Source organism: Comamonas testosteroni ATCC 11996 (genome assembly GCF_000241525.1).
GTDB classification, from domain to species: domain Bacteria; phylum Pseudomonadota; class Gammaproteobacteria; order Burkholderiales; family Burkholderiaceae_C; genus Comamonas; species Comamonas testosteroni.
The window spans coordinates 175,710-189,214 of record NZ_AHIL01000038.1; the positions used below are offsets into that span (position 1 = coordinate 175,710).

The following is a 13,505-nucleotide window of genomic DNA, read 5'->3' on the forward strand; positions in this document are numbered from 1 at the left end:
AGGCACGGCTCAGGCAATGGCTCACGCCGCCTTCCAGCCTTGCAGCATCAAATCCAGCGCCTGCAAGGCCTCGTTCAGGCGCTCGGGTGGAGCGCCCTCCTCGGCAATCCAGAAAGCCGCTTCGATCAGGCAGCCGTTGAGCAACCTTGCCAGCGCAGCTGCACTGGCATTCACGATGATGCCCTCGTCGATGAGCTGCTGCAAAAAACCGGCGATAAAAGCAATGCATTGCTGATGCTGCTGCCCCTGGTCAGTACCGGTGAGCACAGAGCGCGCATCCTGCAGCACGATGCGGCGAATCTCAGCCTCCTGCGCCATGGCCAGATAGGCACGGCAATAGGCTAGAAAGCCTTCCCATGGATCGGCATGGCCTCGCAACACAAGCTCCAGCCGCTGGTCCATTTCCTCATCCATCTGCGCCACCACGGCAGCCAGCAGACCGGACTTGCCGCCAAAGTGGTGGTAGAGCGCGCCGCGCGTCAAACCGGCCTGCGCGGTCAGCTCTTCCATGGCTGCCTGGGCGTAGCCATGCCTGGCAAAAGCGCTGCGCGCCGCGGTGATCAGCTTGGCCCGCGTGGCTTCGATCATGCTGGCACGACTCTGGCGAACTTGGGTCAAAGCGAACTCCCGGCGATATTCACATACAAAGCGTATGCCAATCATACGCGCTACATCCCAAGCTCCTAGAATGTCACTCGCATACACAATGTATGCAAATGAATCTATGCAAGGGTTTCCATGTTGAATGCTTACCGCAAGCTGTTTACCGCGCCGGGCAGCACGGGCTTTGTGCTGGCGGGACTGCTGGCGCGACTGCCGCTGTCGATGACGGGGATTGGCTTGATCACCATGCTGTCGCAACAGCGCGGCGCCTACACGCTGGCAGGCATGGTGTCGGCCTGTTTCGCGCTGTCGATTGCCGTTCTGGCACCGCGCATCTCGGCGCTGGTTGACCGTTACGGTCAGTTCAGGGTGCTGCCGTTTGCGGCCACCAGCAGTGCGCTGTCCATGCTGGCCCTGCTTGCCTGCGCCCACTGGCAGGGGCCGGACTGGCTGCTGCTGGTACTGGCCGCTGCCGTAGGCAGCCTGCCCAGCATGCCGGCTATGGTTCGCGCCCGCTGGACCGCAATCTACAGTGGAACGCCTCAGCTGCAGACCGCGTTTGCACTGGAAGGCGTGCTTGACGATCTGGCCTTTATCGTCGGCCCGCCTCTGTCGGTGGGCCTCAGCATGCTGCTGTTCCCTGAGGCAGGCCCGCTGGCGGCAGCTTTGTTCCTCATCATCGGCGTAGGTCTGTTTGTGGTGCAACGCCGCACCGAACCACCTGTCAGCCCGCATGCCGGCTCGGAACAAGGCAGGACTTCGTCTATGCTGCGCCAGCCTGTGGTGCGAACGCTGGCGCTGTTCATGCTGGCGCAAGGCGTCATCGTGGGCGTGATCGATGTGGCCAGCGTGGCCTTCGCCACGGCTCAGGGCCAGCCCGGCATGGCCAGCGTGGTGCTGTCCTTCTATGCGCTGGGCTCCTGTGCCATGGGCTTGCTGTTTGGCACGCTGCGCCTGCAGATGCCGCTTAGCCACCAGATCGTCTGGGTCGGGGCATCGGTCGCCATCTCCGCCCTGCCCCTGCTGCTGGCCAGCAATCTGACCGCGCTGACGCTGGCCGTGCTGCTGGCAGGCATCACCTTTGGCCCGACAATTACCGTGGCCATGAGCCTGGTGGAGCAGCAAGTACAGGCCAACCGACTGACCGAGGGCATGACCTGGCTGCTGACCGGCCTGGCCAGCGGCGTGGCCCTGGGTGCAGCCGCTGCCGGCTGGCTGATCGACCACTGGGGCGCTCAGCAATCGTTTGTGCTGACACTGCTGGCGGGTGGCGCCATGTGGCTGTGGGGCGTGCAGGCCGGACGGCAAGCCGACCGTGCGTCGGCACCGGGAATGACCGCCATCAACATGTGAGTCAGCCGCTATCGCTTATTGCGCAATCGATTACAGCTATCTTTTCAAGAGACTTTCTGTGTGAGTACGGCCGCCGGCAGAGCCAGGCCAGGTGCTCGTGCCAGCGCTATAAAGGCCTGTAGATAGTCGGTATGCAACTCTGCCTCGCGCGCGCCGAGGTAGATTTGCTTGGCGATCCCCTTGCTGCCCAGCTTCACGGGTACGACGGCCATCTTTTCGGCATATTCCAGAGCCAGCCAGCGCGGCAGGGCCGCGACGCCCCGGCCGCTGGCGACCATCTGCATCATGATGTCGGTGGTTTCTATGGTTTTGTGGCGCCTGGGCGCAATGCCTTTGGGCAGAAGGAACTGGGTATAGATGTCGAGCCGGTCCACGGCCACGGGGTAGGTAATCAGCACCTCGCGAGCCAGATCACCTGGCTTGACATGGCCAGCCTGGGCCAGGGCGTGATCCGCCGCCACAACCAGCACCTGCTCATAGTCAAAGACGGGCTCAAAGTGCAGGCCGGGCTTGAACAGCGGATCGGGCGTGACCAGCATGTCGATCTCATAGCCGAATAGCGCACCGATGCCGCCAAACTGAAACTTCTGCTTCACGTCCACATCCACATCGGGCCAGGCGGCCAGATAGGGTGAAACGATTTTCAGCAGCCACTGGTAGCAAGGATGGCATTCCATGCCGATGCGCAAGCTGCCGCGCTCTCCCTGTGCAAATTGCTGCAAACGCGACTCGGCCAGATCCAGCTGAGGCAGCACGCGATTGGCTACCGCCAGCAGGTATTGACCCGCCTGCGTCAGGCGCAGGCTGCGCCCTTCCCGCAACCAGACATCGGTGCCAAGCTGGGCCTCCAGCTTTCTCATGCTGTGACTCAGAGCGGACTGGGTGACGCACAACACATCGGCTGCCGCAGTCAAAGAGCCTTGTTTTTCAACCTCTTGCACGATGGCGAGATGGATACGCTCAATCATCTGTGAACACAATTCATGGATATATGAGAAACAACCATTTTACTTCATACATCGATTCAAAGAATATCCAGTCCGCTGACCCGAGCCACTCTGGCCATGGGCCAAAGATCAAAAGACTGGATTTCTGCATGACGACTATTCACAACTTGGGCTTTCCTCGCATTGGCGCAAAGCGCGAACTGAAGTTCGCGCTGGAGTCCTACTGGAGAGGTGAGACCTCACGCGATGCACTCAAGGCGCTGGGCGCCGAGCTGCGACAACGCCACTGGACCGCGCAGCAAGAGCTGGACTGGGTTCCCGTAGGTGACTTCGCGTTCTACGACCAGGTACTGGACATGAGCTTTACGCTGGGCAATCTGCCCGAGCGGGTGCAAGGCTTCAACGGCGATGCACTGGACAATTACTTCCGCGTGGCCCGCGGCCGCTCGGCGATCAGGACCGAATCCCACAGTACCGCTCACACCCACTGCTGTGCTGGTGTCGCCGCGGGCGAGATGACCAAGTGGTTTGACACCAACTACCACTACATCGTGCCCGAGTTCAGCTCGACCACCGAATTCAAGCTCGATGCATCGCGCCTGCTGGAACAACTGGCCGAAGCCAGGACACAAGGCATACAGGCCAAGCCCGTCCTCATCGGTCCCGTCACCTATCTGGCACTGGGCAAAGCCAAGGACGGCACCAGCAAGCTGGAATTGCTGCAGCGCCTGCTGCCCATCTATGCGCAGCTATTGGATGTGCTGGCGACCCAGGGCGTTGAATGGGTGCAGATGGACGAACCCATTCTGGTCACAGAACTCGATGCCGACTGGCAACATGCCTTCAACACTGCATACCACCACCTCAAAAGCAGCAAGATCAAGCTGCTGCTGGCAACGTATTTCGGCCAGCTCGCCGAGAACAAATATCTGGCAGCGAACCTGCCCGTAGCCGGCCTGCACATCGATGCCATCAACGGTCAGGACGACGTGCAGCAACTGCTGGGTCTGTTGCCCGCACACAAGGTGCTGTCGCTGGGCGTGATCAACGGCCGCAATATCTGGAAAACCGATCTGACTGCCGTGCTGGACTGGGTAGAGCCGCTAGCCGAGCGCCTTGGCGAGCGTCTCTGGATTGCGCCATCGTGCTCCTTGTTGCATGTACCCGTGGATCTGAACAGCGAACAAAAGCTCGATGCCGACATCAAATCATGGCTGGCTTACGCGCAGCAAAAACTGGATGAACTGCGCGTGCTGGGCAAGGCTTTGCGCCATGGCCGAGATTGCGTCAAGGCCGAACTGGCCGACAACGCTGCAGCTCTGGCTGCACGCCGAGCATCGCCTTGCGTCCACAACCCTGCCGTGCAAGCTGCGGTCAAGCAGATAAGCGCCGGGCTGGGCCGGCGCCAGAGCAGCTATGAAGCACGTGCCCCCAAGCAAGCCCGCCGGCTCAAGCTGCCAGCCTTCCCAACCACCACCATCGGCTCTTTCCCACAGACTGCAGAGATCCGCCAGGCGCGCAGCGAGCTCAAGGCCGGTCTCCTGGATTTCGCCTGCTACCAAGGCGCCATGCGCGCCGAGATCGAACGCTGCGTGCAAGAGCAGGAAGCTCTTGGGCTGGACGTACTGGTGCATGGCGAGGCCGAACGCAACGACATGGTGGAATATTTCGGCGAACAGCTCGACGGCTACGCCTTCAGCCAGTTCGGCTGGGTGCAGTCCTATGGCTCACGCTGCGTCAAGCCACCCATTCTGTTCGGCGACATCAGCCGCCCCAAGGCGATGACGACGGAATGGATCCAGTACGCCCAGTCCTTGACCCCCAAACCCATGAAAGGCATGTTGACAGGCCCGGTGACCATCCTGAACTGGTCATTCGTGCGCGATGACCAGCCACGCTCCACATCCTGCTATCAGCTGGCTCTGGCGATTCGCGCAGAAGTGTTGGATCTGGAAAAAGCCGGCGTGCGCGTGATCCAGATCGACGAGGCCGCTTTGCGCGAGGGCTTGCCATTGCGCAAAGCCCAATGGAAGGAATATCTGCACTGGGCCGTGGAGTCCTTCCGCATCAGCGCCAATGGCGTTGCCGATGAGACCCAGATTCACACCCATATGTGCTATTCGGAGTTCAACGACATCATTGCGTCCATTGCGGCCATGGATGCAGATGTGATCACCATAGAGACCTCGCGCTCGGATATGGAGCTGCTGGATGCCTTCGAACACTTCGACTATCCCAATGAGATCGGCCCGGGGGTCTACGACATCCACTCGCCCAATATTCCCACCAAGGCAGACATCCTGCAGCTCATGCAGAAAGCAACAGAACGCATTCCCGCGGAACGCCTTTGGATCAACCCCGACTGCGGCCTCAAGACACGCCAGTGGGCTGAAGTGATTCCTGCACTGCAGCACATGGTGGAGGCAGCCAAGACATTGCGCCAAAGCATGAAGCTGGCCGAGCCCGTCTGAACGCAGGCATCACTCCCGTCTTCTCTGACTCGCCCAGGGCATTGCCCTGGGCTTTTCCATAGCGAAAGGACATGGCCTGCAGCAGACCTGAGTTGCATAGGGCGATGAGATGCGGCGCCCGCCTTCAGGACTTGCGACGTATTCAGATACCAACCGTACAAAGCAAAAAGCCCTGCAGACATTTATCTGCAGGGCTTTTACCACTAGTTTCGAGGCGGGAACCAGAGATCTAACTGATCTAACCGGGTTTGCAATCCATTTATTTCGTTTGCAATCAACAACCTACATCAGAACCACACCAAACCACCCAAGACTGCCGCAACTCTGAAGCTTGCTCTTGCCTATTTAACGCGCTCATTATTCGCAATACCTATCGGCGAGACCATGCATTCCAAACGCGAGACTGCCTACCAAAGGCTTAGGCTCTTGAACTCACTACTTGCTGTAAACAGTTTCCAGCTTGTGGAAGGCTGACTGAGAATTAGGCTCTGCCTCCAAGAGCAACTCTCGCAGGATCCCAGATCGGATCATCGCGATCAGGAAGCCGATTGCAAGGCCCAGGAACAAGCCAATTGCCAGGTAAAGGCTTTTGTTGGGAGATCGCGGCTTCAACGGCACATTTACTTCGCCGTCAATGTGGAAAATTTTGAAGTTGGTTGCAGCTGGATCCAGCTCTTTTAGAAGATTCAGCTGAGCCTGGGTTTGCCGCAATCCATCGATAAAGGGCGTGTCATCGTTGCGCTGCCTAAGCACCTCAAGCTCCGCCTGAAGCGACTTTGAACCTCGCGCATACAATCGAGAGCCGTCAAGGAATGATGCAGCCGTATCCTGCCTTGGCGGCTGCGCCGTAGTCATCTGAGGGTCTTTGATACCTACTGCTTGCGCTACTTTCAGTGCTTCAGTGAGTTGGGCCTGGCGGTCTTTTCTGAGCAGCTCTGCTGTATATGTTTTCTCTTCCAATGCACGCTCTGTATTGCGCACATGTAGCTGAATGGATTGCTCAATATCTTTGATTAAAGCATTTCTTGCATCTTCGGATACTTGTGCCAAAAAAGTCTGAAGCCATTCAGCGGCTAGCTCACCGGTGCGTGATTCGACATCCACACTGTAAAGACTTCTCCCGCCTCTGGCCTTTTCGGGCGGAGGGGTGACTTTCAGGACAATCTTTTGCATACGTCCATACAACGCCTGCTTTTCCTCTTCAGATGCGGGAGGAGAGTCAAGCGATGGCAGATAAGTGTCGCGGAAGAAGCGCTGCTTGGCTTCGTCCGTGATCAGTCGACGCACAAAATACGCATAGACCTGATCCGGAGAGTATTGCTCGAGTCCCGTCGCACTACTGCGGCCGATATTGAGTTCGGTTAGTTCATTGAAGTACGGCTTGTCCACGAAAGCCCTGACTTCGTAGCGTGGCTTTGCTGTGAAGGCTGCCACCGTTGCGATGAGCACCCCAACGACTGCCGCAGCAAAAATAACGGGCAATTGCGGCCGCAGGCGGCTCAACACCGATTGCAACGATACGGCCGTTTTTTCTATAGTTACATTGAGTCGGGAATTCATACACTTCGCAGAAATTGCACGAAAGAACAAGCATGCCGCGGCACATGCAATTAGTTAGCACAAGATACGTTAAAGATGCAATTATGCTTGATATGTAAATAGGTGCAACCACTCAACCCGCCTGCTTGGATGCACCATCACGGTCTGGACTGCCCCTATGCAGGTAGACATCCCCGGTCTATCTTTTGAGCATAGGAGGCAGTTCATGAGCGCACAGCGGTTTACACCCGAATTCAAGGAAGAAGCCGTCAAACAAGTGATCGAGCGCGGCTATTCGGCGGCAGAGGTAGCAGCCCGCCTAGGGGTCTCAACACACAGCCTCTACAAATGGGTCAAGGCTGCGTCGCCTGACCGCAATGAGCAGAAGTCCCAGGAATTGCACAAAGCCAAGAGCGAGATCTTGCGCTTACGGAGTCAGATGCGGCGGATCGAAGAAGAACGGGACATCTTAAAAAAGCCTTGCGGAACTTGGCCAGGGAGCCCGAGTGAAGTACCGCTTTATCAACGAGCACCGTACTCAGCACGCCATCAGCCTGATGTGCAGATTGCTGAGGGTTGCTCGCGCAGGGTGCTATGCATGGCTGCATGATCCGATCTCAACTCACGAACAAGAAGACAGACGCTTGCTCGAGCTGATCTACTACTCATACACGGCCAGCCATGGGGTCTATGGCGCTCGCCGTGTGTTTGCGGATCTGCGAGAGGCGGGTGAATATGGCGGCAAGCATCGCGTTGCACGCTTCATGCGCAAGCACAAGATCAAGGCTGTGCGGGGCTACAAAGCGCCATGGCACATTGCAAGCCGGCCTTCAATCATTGCCCCCAACCACTTGCAGCGGCAATTCACTGTGGACGCGCCAGACAAGGCCTGGATCACTGTAATCACTTACATTCGCACTTGACAAGGCTGGCTGTACCTAGCTGCAGTGGTGGACCTGTACTCACGCAAAGTCGTTGGATGGTCCATGAAGGCAACGCTCAACCGAGAGTTCGTGCTCGATGCATTGCTGGCGACTGTTTGGCGGCGCAGGCCGGCAACCGAGGTGTTTGTACAGTCCGATCAGGGCAGCCAATACAGCAGCGATGACTTCAAGCGCTTCAGCCAAGCTCACGGCCTGGTGCCCAGCATGAGTCGCAGAGGAAACTGCTGGGACAATGCCGTCATGGAATCGTTCTTCAGCAGTCTGAAGAAGGAGCGCATTCGCAAGCTCATCTACAAGACCCGGAACATGGCTCGGGCCGATGTGTTTGACTACATTGAGGTGTTCTACAACCGGTCACGTCGCCAAAGTCATCTGGGTGGCATCAGCCCCGAGGCGGTTGAGCGCGCCCGGGCTTGAGGCTGGGAAGTGCCTACTGGAGTGGGGCAGTCCAAGCGTAGTTTGACCACGAATGACACACGGTCAGCATCGATTTTTGAAGTGCTTTACGCGCAGAAATAAAAAGGCCACCCGTACGGGTGGCCTTTTTATTGATTTCCTTAGAGAAATCTGGAGGCGCGAACCAGAGTCGAACTGGTCTAACCGGATTTGCAATCCGGGGCATAACCGCTTTGCTATCGCGCCGCTATCACAAAACCTGGAGCGGGAAAACGGGTTCGAACCGTCGACCTATACCTTGGCAAGGTATCGCTCTACCAACTGAGCTATTCCCGCATTCAAAAAGCTTTCGCTTTCTGATGCGAACCTGTATTGCTACAGGTCTGAAAACCTGGAGCGGGAAAACGGGTTCGAACCGTCGACCTATACCTTGGCAAGGTATCGCTCTACCAACTGAGCTATTCCCGCATATCTACCGAAGCCCAACATTGTACAACGTTGTTTGCTGCGATGGATGAATTGTAGCGCAGTTCTGAGCCCTCCCAGAAAAAACGCCACAATTTTCACAAAACAAGCATCAATGCTTGATGGCTGCCTCTGCCGGCTTGACGTCGGTGGACGCCACGGCGGCTACAGCTTCCTCAGTCAAAGGATCCGGCACGCGCTCCAGGGCCACCTTGAGAACCTGATCGATCCACTTCACAGGAACGATTTCCAGACCGCTCTTCACATTATCGGGAATGTCCTGCAAATCCTTGACATTCTCTTCAGGAATGAGCACGGTCTTGATGCCACCACGCAGAGCAGCCAGCAGCTTTTCCTTGAGGCCGCCGATCGCCGTCACTTCACCGCGCAAGGTGATTTCACCGGTCATGGCCACATCAGCTCGCACGGGAATGCCAGTGAGAGCCGAGACAAAAGCTGTCGTCATCGCTGCACCCGCGCTGGGGCCATCCTTGGGCGTAGCGCCGTCAGGCACGTGCACATGAATGTCCTTTTTCTCGAAGGCTTCATCCTTGATGCCAAGCAAACGAGCGCGGCTACGCACCACGGTGCGAGCAGCTTCGACCGACTCCTTCATCACATCGCCCAGAGAACCTGTGCGCGTAATGACGCCCTTGCCTGGCATGGTGGCGGCTTCGATGGTCAGCAGATCGCCGCCGACTTCGGTCCAGGCCAGACCCACAACCTGCCCCACCTGATTGGCATGCTCGGCACGGCCATAGCTGAACTTGCGCACGCCCAGATACTCATTGAGGTTATCGGCATTCACCTCCACCTTGGGCTGTAGCTTGCCAAGTTGCAAGCCCTTGACCACCTTGCGGCAAATCTTGGATAGCTCGCGCTCAAGCGAACGCACGCCCGCTTCGCGGGTGTAGTAGCGCACGATGTCACGAATCGCGGCTTCGGTCACTTCCAGCTCGCCGTCCTTCACGCCGTTGTTGGTGATCTGCTTGGGCAGCAGATAGCGGATGGCAATATTGGTCTTTTCGTCTTCGGTATAGCCCGACAGGCGAATCACCTCCATGCGATCCAGCAAGGCCGAAGGAATATTCATGGAGTTGGAAGTCGCCACAAACATCACATCGGACAGGTCAAAGTCGACCTCCACGTAGTGGTCACCAAACTTGTTGTTCTGTTCGGGATCCAGCACTTCCAGCAGCGCGCTCGAAGGATCGCCCCGGAAGTCCATGCCCAGCTTGTCGATTTCGTCCAGCAGGAACAGAGGATTGCGCGTACCGACCTTCTCCAGGCTCTGCAGCACCTTGCCGGGCATGGCACCGATATAGGTACGGCGGTGACCGCGAATTTCCGCCTCATCTCGCATGCCGCCCAGCGCCATACGCACATACTTGCGACCTGTGGCCTTGGCAATGGACTGCCCCAGCGAGGTCTTACCCACACCGGGAGGACCCACCAGGCACAGAATGGGCGCCTTGACCTTGTCCACACGCTGCTGCACGGCAAGATACTCAAGAATGCGGTCCTTGACCTTTTCCAGGCCGAAGTGATCTTCGTTCAGCACTTCCTCGGCATTCGCCAGGTTGTGCTTGATCTTGGTCTTCTTGCTCCAAGGCAGGCCGGTCAGCACTTCGATGTAGTTACGCACCACCGAAGCTTCAGCCGACATGGGCGACATCAGCTTGAGCTTCTTGAGCTCGGCCTCAGCCTTTTTGCGAGCATCGGCAGGCATCTTGGCGAGCTTGATCTTTTTCTCGATCTCCTCGATGTCGGCACCGTCCTCACCTTCACCCAGCTCCTTCTGAATAGCCTTGACCTGCTCATTCAGATAGAAGTCGCGCTGATTCTTCTCCATCTGGCGCTTGACGCGGCCACGGATGCGCTTGTCGACGTTAAGAATGTCGACCTCGCGCTCGAGTTGCTCGAACAGGTTTTCCAGACGCTCCTTGATGTCCACCAGATCCAGCACTGCCTGCTTGCTCTCGAGCTTGAGAGGCAGGTGCGCCGCAATGGTGTCCGTCAGACGACCGGCATCGTCAATGCTGGCGATCGAGGTCAGAATTTCCTGAGGAATTTTCTTGTTGAGTTTGACGTACTGGTCAAACTGCTGGGTCACGGCGCGGCGCAACGCTTCGATTTCGCTTTGCTCATGAGCATCGCCTTCGGGCTCCACGGGCGTCACAGACGCTGTGAAGTGAGACTCTTCGTCGGCGACCTGCTTGACCAGCGCGCGCTGCTGGCCCTCCACCAGCACCTTCACGGTGCCGTCGGGCAGCTTGAGCATCTGCAAGATGGTGGAGACACATCCCACATCAAACATGTCTTCCGCTGCAGGCTCGTCCTTAGAGGCCGTCTTCTGCGCCACCAGCATGATGCGGCGGTCGCCTTCCATGGCCAGCTCCAGAGCCTTGATGCTCTTGGCACGCCCCACGAACAGCGGAATCACCATATGTGGAAACACCACCACATCGCGCAGCGGCAGCAGTGGCAGGTCCAGCTCGGTAGAAGGCAAAGGGGTTTGTCCAGACATAGGTATCCTCGGTTTCTCAGCGGAAGATGGTCCGCTTACCGGTGTATTTCAACCCCTGGGGGCAAATTGTTTTTGCCGCCGCAGGGGCATTGCCTTTCAGCCACAGGCGACAAAGCGAGCCCACTGGAGGGCCCGCCTTGCACGCAAGCACAGTATCAGGCCTTTTTGGCCGCTTCGCGGTAAACCAGCAGCGGCTCCTTGCCGTCTTCAATGGTGGCTTCTTCCACCACTACCTTTTCCACATTCTCGGCGGTCGGCAACTCGAACATGGTGCTGATCAGTGCCTGCTCGACGATGGAGCGCAGGCCACGGGCACCGGTCTTGCGAGCCAGGGCCTTGCGGGCGATCGCCTTCAGGGCCGCAGGGCGGATCTCCAACTCCACACCCTCCATGGCCAGCAGCTTGCTGTACTGCTTGACCAGCGCATTCTTGGGCTCGGTCAGGATCTGCACCAATGCCTCTTCGCTGAGTTCGGCAAGCGCCGTCACCACCGGCATACGACCCACCAGTTCGGGGATGATGCCGAACTTGATCAAATCTTCGGGCTCGATCTCGAGGAACATTTCCGAGATGGAGCGCTGCTTCTTGCTCTTGACGGTAGCGCCAAAGCCTATGCCTGAAGCCTCGGTGCGGTTCTCAATGACTTTTTCCAATCCCGCGAACGCGCCGCTGCAGATGAACAGGATATTGGTGGTGTCGATCTGCAGAAAGTCCTGGTTCGGATGCTTGCGTCCACCCTGGGGAGGAATGCTGGCCATCGTGCCTTCGATCAGCTTGAGCAGAGCCTGCTGCACGCCCTCACCCGAGACGTCACGCGTTATGCTGGGGTTGTCCGACTTGCGGGAGATCTTGTCGATTTCGTCAATGTAGACAATACCGCGCTGAGCACGCTCAACATCGTACTCGCAGCTTTGCAGCAGCTTCTGAATGATGTTCTCGACGTCCTCGCCCACATAGCCGGCCTCGGTCAGCGTGGTGGCATCGGCCATCACGAATGGCACATTGAGCTGACGCGCCAGCGTTTGAGCCAGCAAGGTCTTGCCCGAACCTGTGGGACCGATCAGCAAGATATTGCTCTTGCTGAGTTCCACATCGTCCTTGCCTGCCTTGTCCTTGTGGTTCAGGCGCTTGTAGTGGTTGTAGACCGCCACGGCCAGCGTGCGCTTGGCCTGCTCCTGACCAATCACATAATTGTCGAGGTTGGCCTTGATTTCAGCGGGCGTCGGCAGATCGCCGCGACCCTCCTTGGCGTCGGCGGCAGGCTGTTCGTCGCGAATGATCTCATTGCACAAGTCGATGCACTCGTCGCAGATGAACACGGACGGGCCGGCGATCAGCTTCTTGACCTCGTGCTGGCTTTTGCCGCAGAAGGTGCAATACAAATTCTTTTCGGTGGAAGAGCCTTTTTTATCGGCCATGGGGGCTGTGCCTCGTTACGAAAAAACGAAAATTAATGATAACCAAAGACAAGGCGGCGTAGGCCATCAGGGACAAACGCCGCCGAGCAAGTCCCGGGAGCCAGTCAGCAGCTCCCAGGTTTTTCAATGCCAGCACCCGCAAGCCCAATCAGACATGGGACTCGGTGCTATGCATTTCAGGAACGCTTGCTGATCACCTGATCAACCAGGCCGTATTCCTTAGCCTCATCGGCGGAAAGGAAATAGTCCCGCTCGGTGTCGTTCTGAATCTTTTCCAGGGGCTGGCCTGTACGCTCGGCGAGGATCTTGTTCAGGCGCTCGCGGGTCTTGATGATTTCGCGAGCATGAATTTCGATTTCGGTCGCCTGACCACGTGCACCACCCAGAGGCTGGTGAATCATGACCTGGGCATTGGGCAGTGCATAGCGCTTGCCCTTGGCTCCGGCCGACAGTAGGAAAGCGCCCATGCTCGCCGCCATTCCGGTGCACAGCGTCGAGACATCAGGCTTGATAAAGTTCATGGTGTCAAAAATCGCCATGCCTGCCGTCACGCTGCCGCCGGGGGAGTTGATATAGAAGGAAATGTCCTTGTCAGGATTTTCGCTTTCCAGGAACAACAACTGGGCTACCACCAGGTTGGCGGTCTGATCGTTAACCTCGCCCACCAGGAAAATCACGCGCTCCTTGAGCAGACGCGAATAAATGTCATAGGAGCGCTCACCGCGACCCGACTGTTCAATGACCATGGGTACCATACCCAAACCCAATGTATCCAATGCGCTCATGTTTTCTCCAGTGCTATGCGCCTACTGTAGCCGCATTCTGAAAAGAAAATGGGGCTT

The 13,505-nt window shown here is 57.6% G+C and carries 8 protein-coding genes, 3 tRNA genes and 1 pseudogene; 3 read left to right on the forward strand and 9 right to left on the reverse strand.

Going from position 1 to position 13,505, the window contains the following annotated elements; translation table 11 throughout:
* Positions 1–21: 21 nt before the first annotated feature.
* Entirely contained in the window at positions 22–588 is a 567-nt protein-coding gene (locus CTATCC11996_RS17055) for a TetR/AcrR family transcriptional regulator (protein ID WP_034349495.1), read from the reverse strand.
* A gap of 150 nt (positions 589–738) precedes the next feature.
* On the opposite strand from CTATCC11996_RS17055, the gene CTATCC11996_RS17060 reads away from it, so the two are divergent.
* Positions 739–1,956, forward strand: a complete 1,218-nt coding sequence (locus tag CTATCC11996_RS17060) for an MFS transporter (protein ID WP_003078441.1) — start codon at positions 739–741, stop codon at positions 1,954–1,956.
* A gap of 44 nt (positions 1,957–2,000) precedes the next feature.
* Here the strand turns inward: CTATCC11996_RS17060 and CTATCC11996_RS17065 are convergent, their stop codons facing one another.
* A complete protein-coding gene (locus CTATCC11996_RS17065; RefSeq protein WP_003078442.1) occupies positions 2,001–2,924 on the reverse strand; it encodes a LysR family transcriptional regulator in 924 nt (307 codons plus the stop codon).
* Positions 2,925–3,052: 128 nt separating this feature from the next.
* On the opposite strand from CTATCC11996_RS17065, the gene metE reads away from it, so the two are divergent.
* Positions 3,053–5,374 (forward strand): 5-methyltetrahydropteroyltriglutamate--homocysteine S-methyltransferase, encoded by a 2,322-nt coding sequence (gene metE / locus CTATCC11996_RS17070; RefSeq protein ID WP_003078443.1) that lies wholly within the window; start codon positions 3,053–3,055, stop codon positions 5,372–5,374.
* Between the two features lie 435 nt (positions 5,375–5,809).
* On the opposite strand, the gene CTATCC11996_RS17075 is transcribed toward metE, so the two are convergent.
* Positions 5,810–6,934, reverse strand: coding sequence for an LPS O-antigen chain length determinant protein WzzB (locus tag CTATCC11996_RS17075; RefSeq protein ID WP_034349497.1), 1,125 nt, complete (start codon positions 6,932–6,934; stop codon positions 5,810–5,812).
* A gap of 205 nt (positions 6,935–7,139) precedes the next feature.
* On the opposite strand from CTATCC11996_RS17075, the pseudogene CTATCC11996_RS17085 reads away from it, so the two are divergent.
* Positions 7,140–8,274 (forward strand): annotated as a pseudogene (locus CTATCC11996_RS17085) (IS3 family transposase).
* A gap of 151 nt (positions 8,275–8,425) precedes the next feature.
* On the opposite strand, the gene CTATCC11996_RS17090 reads toward CTATCC11996_RS17085, so the two are convergent.
* The 6 genes from CTATCC11996_RS17090 to clpP form a co-directional block, all read right to left on the reverse strand.
* Positions 8,426–8,499, reverse strand: a tRNA-Cys gene (locus CTATCC11996_RS17090).
* A gap of 14 nt (positions 8,500–8,513) precedes the next feature.
* Positions 8,514–8,589: transfer RNA gene (locus tag CTATCC11996_RS17095), tRNA-Gly, on the reverse strand.
* 56 nt (positions 8,590–8,645) lie between these two features.
* Positions 8,646–8,721, reverse strand: a tRNA-Gly gene (locus CTATCC11996_RS17100).
* 109 nt (positions 8,722–8,830) lie between these two features.
* The gene (lon, locus tag CTATCC11996_RS17105) at positions 8,831–11,245 is read right to left on the reverse strand and encodes an endopeptidase La (RefSeq protein WP_034349498.1); all 2,415 of its coding nucleotides are present in this window, start codon (positions 11,243–11,245) and stop codon (positions 8,831–8,833) included.
* 155 nt (positions 11,246–11,400) lie between these two features.
* Entirely contained in the window at positions 11,401–12,663 is a 1,263-nt protein-coding gene (clpX, locus tag CTATCC11996_RS17110) for an ATP-dependent Clp protease ATP-binding subunit ClpX (RefSeq protein ID WP_003057503.1), read from the reverse strand.
* Positions 12,664–12,839: 176 nt separating this feature from the next.
* Positions 12,840–13,448, reverse strand: a complete 609-nt coding sequence (clpP, locus tag CTATCC11996_RS17115) for an ATP-dependent Clp endopeptidase proteolytic subunit ClpP (protein WP_003068910.1) — start codon at positions 13,446–13,448, stop codon at positions 12,840–12,842.
* Between the last annotated feature and the right edge of the window lie 57 nt (positions 13,449–13,505).

What these genes read in the sequence shown, in the direction of transcription:
- CTATCC11996_RS17055 (WP_034349495.1), bottom strand. Translation starts at nt 588, where the DNA reads ATGATCGAAGCCACGCGGGCCAAGCTGATCACCGCGGCGCGCAGCGCT.
- CTATCC11996_RS17060 (WP_003078441.1), top strand. Translation starts at nt 739, where the DNA reads ATGTTGAATGCTTACCGCAAGCTGTTTACCGCGCCGGGCAGCACGGGC.
- CTATCC11996_RS17065 (WP_003078442.1), bottom strand. Translation starts at nt 2,924, where the DNA reads ATGATTGAGCGTATCCATCTCGCCATCGTGCAAGAGGTTGAAAAACAA.
- metE (WP_003078443.1), top strand. Translation starts at nt 3,053, where the DNA reads ATGACGACTATTCACAACTTGGGCTTTCCTCGCATTGGCGCAAAGCGC.
- CTATCC11996_RS17075 (WP_034349497.1), bottom strand. Translation starts at nt 6,934, where the DNA reads ATGAATTCCCGACTCAATGTAACTATAGAAAAAACGGCCGTATCGTTG.
- lon (WP_034349498.1), bottom strand. Translation starts at nt 11,245, where the DNA reads ATGTCTGGACAAACCCCTTTGCCTTCTACCGAGCTGGACCTGCCACTG.
- clpX (WP_003057503.1), bottom strand. Translation starts at nt 12,663, where the DNA reads ATGGCCGATAAAAAAGGCTCTTCCACCGAAAAGAATTTGTATTGCACC.
- clpP (WP_003068910.1), bottom strand. Translation starts at nt 13,448, where the DNA reads ATGAGCGCATTGGATACATTGGGTTTGGGTATGGTACCCATGGTCATT.